1 protein-coding gene and 1 pseudogene are annotated in these 2591 nt (G+C 47.4%); both read left to right on the forward strand.

What is annotated here, in order from left to right; genetic code table 11:
* Window positions 1-693 (forward strand): annotated as a pseudogene (locus AB4140_RS19370) (site-specific integrase); the annotation flags it as partial.
* Window positions 693-2591, forward strand: a 1899-nt coding sequence (locus AB4140_RS19375) for an integrase family protein (RefSeq protein ID WP_372002266.1), incomplete at its 3' end; no start/stop codon positions are given. The pseudogene AB4140_RS19370 and the gene AB4140_RS19375, both read left to right, overlap by 1 nt.

Below are 2591 nucleotides of genomic sequence, written 5' to 3' on the forward strand. Positions count from 1 at the left end.
ATCGTTCGAATTTACAACGAAATAGATGGCAAAGCCCCTGATGGTTGGCGAAGTCGTTCTGGTACACCAAACAGAGAAGCATATCTAAAGGAGCAATATGCTCGCATCCCTCGCCAGCGCATGAAAGGCACAGCTCATCTTGGTTGGAAGAACCGTGTGGTTGACCACAAAGACAACTACATACAGGTTCAATGGTTTCCAACTGACTATGGCAAAGTGTTTATGTCACTTTGGAAAAACTACCAAAAGTACCGAGCCAGCATCGACTGTCATCACCCTTATGCGTTTATTTCGTTTCATCATAGCGCTATCGGCAACCCTTACACCATCAACGCTTTCCATGACAACTACGCCAACGGCTTGAAGCGCATAGGTTTAGAACCGAGCAAAGCAGAGGGCTTAGACCCTCACGGGCATCGTCATAATTACGGTAGACGATTAGAACGTTCAGGGTTGAACCCGTTGGTGATTCGCCGCTGTATGCACCATAAGTCCCTAGATTCACAAATCCCCTACACAGGCAAAGGTCAGCAGGAAATCTCTGATGAACTGACCCAAGCGACACTGCAACTGGCAAATCCCGAATCGAAAGTCAAAGCACTCGACTGGAAAGCACTGGTTGAGCATGGCTTTGATAACATCGACCCGCAGGGGTTCTTCACTGGCAAGCATCCAAAATTGAGAGGTAAGTAATGGCGAAAAAAAGAATACGTGACGGACGCGCTTCGGATACAACCTTCTCTTGGATGCTTACGACCCTCGGTGCGGAGTGGCAACAATGGCAGGAACTGGCAGCCGAGTGGATGGCAGAACAAAACACAGCGATTGACCATAAACAAAAAGCTATAACTCGATTCTTCGAATCCTATATTTCTGAATATGCACCCTATGCCATCGGCAATATAGATTTGTTTTTCAAGGGCTACCAAGGACATCAATGCTCCAGTGAAGAGTTGGAAAAACTGGTTAGAAAAACTCAAAATAGCCCCAATAAGATCCAGTACGGTGTGAACATCCCATATGACTTCACCGACTTTGTGATTGAAAAAGTGTTCTCCGAAGAAGATGACCATGGCAACCTTGTTCCACTTGTTCAAAACCCACTTAGCAAAATCAAACAGCAAGGTAGTGCGACTGAAACCGTTCGCAATCCCTTGCCATATCGCTACATTCAGGACTTGCGCCAAATCCTTTGCCCGTTGCCTGATAAAACTGAACTCACCGTCATTGAGCAAAATCTCAAAGACGATGAATCCTTGCTTCCAGCTTTTCACTATCGCCACTTCAAGCACTGGACATGGGCGCAGCAGCGAACAGGACAAGGAAATATGAGTGGTGACTGGTTTGAAGTCGAGCCAGAGCTGATTGATGGGTCCGACCCTGATTGTGTGTGGCGTACCAAAGAAGTGACTCGAAAAGGCGAACAAATCACCCTTCACCAAATCTGGTCGCCTGTCAAAGCGATGGTGATTTTAATAAAGCTCCATCTACCACTGCGTACCTATCAGGTGCGTATGCTGGACAGCGGTGAGGCTGATACATGGCGCTATGAGCAAGGTCAATGGGTGCTCAACACCAAACATGACTTTGCCCTTGGCAGCGAGAAGCGCCCGTTCGGGAAAGGCATCTTCCGCCGCATTCACGACACAATGACAGGGCTGTATTCAACAGCTCTATACATCAACACCAACAAGACTGCCGACCAGAACAAAGATGAACTGGAGCGTGGCTACATCATTCCTTGGCAAAACGAGGAGGTGTTGTATTGGCTGGAAAAACTGCGTAACTGGCAAGAAAAATACAATCCGATTACAAAGCCCACTCATTGCACCACATTGTTAAAGAAGCACACTAGTGTAAAGAAATCGGATAAGCAACTACAAAGTATGGGTGAGATTGCCTTTCTGTTTCGTGACGCATCTGCAAAAGGTGAGGATAAATTAAAACCTACAAGGTACAACTCGCTAGATGCTTTCTGGTATCAACTCTTATTGGCGCTAGAACACCAACTGGCAGAGCGTGGGAATACACTCGATAACGGCGAACGCTTAAAACTGGTTGTGGATTATCCAGATGGTGCGCCAGAATACTCAAAGGTTGCCACCCTGTTTCCATTGCACAGTTTGCGCGTCTCACTAATCACTGCGTATACGATGGATACCCAACTGCCACTGCCTGTGATTTCTAAGTTGTTAGCAGGGCATACACGCCTGTTGATGACTATCTACTACAACAAAATCACCCCATCGGTGATGGCAGAGAAAATGGACGAAGCGCATGGCGCACTGGATGCCAAATCCAAGCAATCAGTGCGAAACTTCCTCAAAGATGCCTCGATGGAGCAAATTCAATGCAAGATGGTGTATCACAGTGATGATAGCATTCAGGCGGCACTGGTTAACCGTAATCCGATTGGCTGGGAAGAACGTTCGGGTGGCCTGTGTTTGGTGGGAGGCAACACCGTGAAATCGGATGAAGTCAGTACCCTTGGTGGCTGCTGGAACGGTGGTGAGGTGATTAAAGATACAAAAATCGCTGCTAACCGAGTTTATGCCAGCGTGCCACATGGCCCTGAAAACTGTATCCGCTGC

The sequence above is a fragment of the Shewanella sp. 10N.286.51.B2 genome (assembly GCF_041469265.1).
Classification (GTDB): Bacteria; Pseudomonadota; Gammaproteobacteria; order Enterobacterales; family Shewanellaceae; genus Shewanella.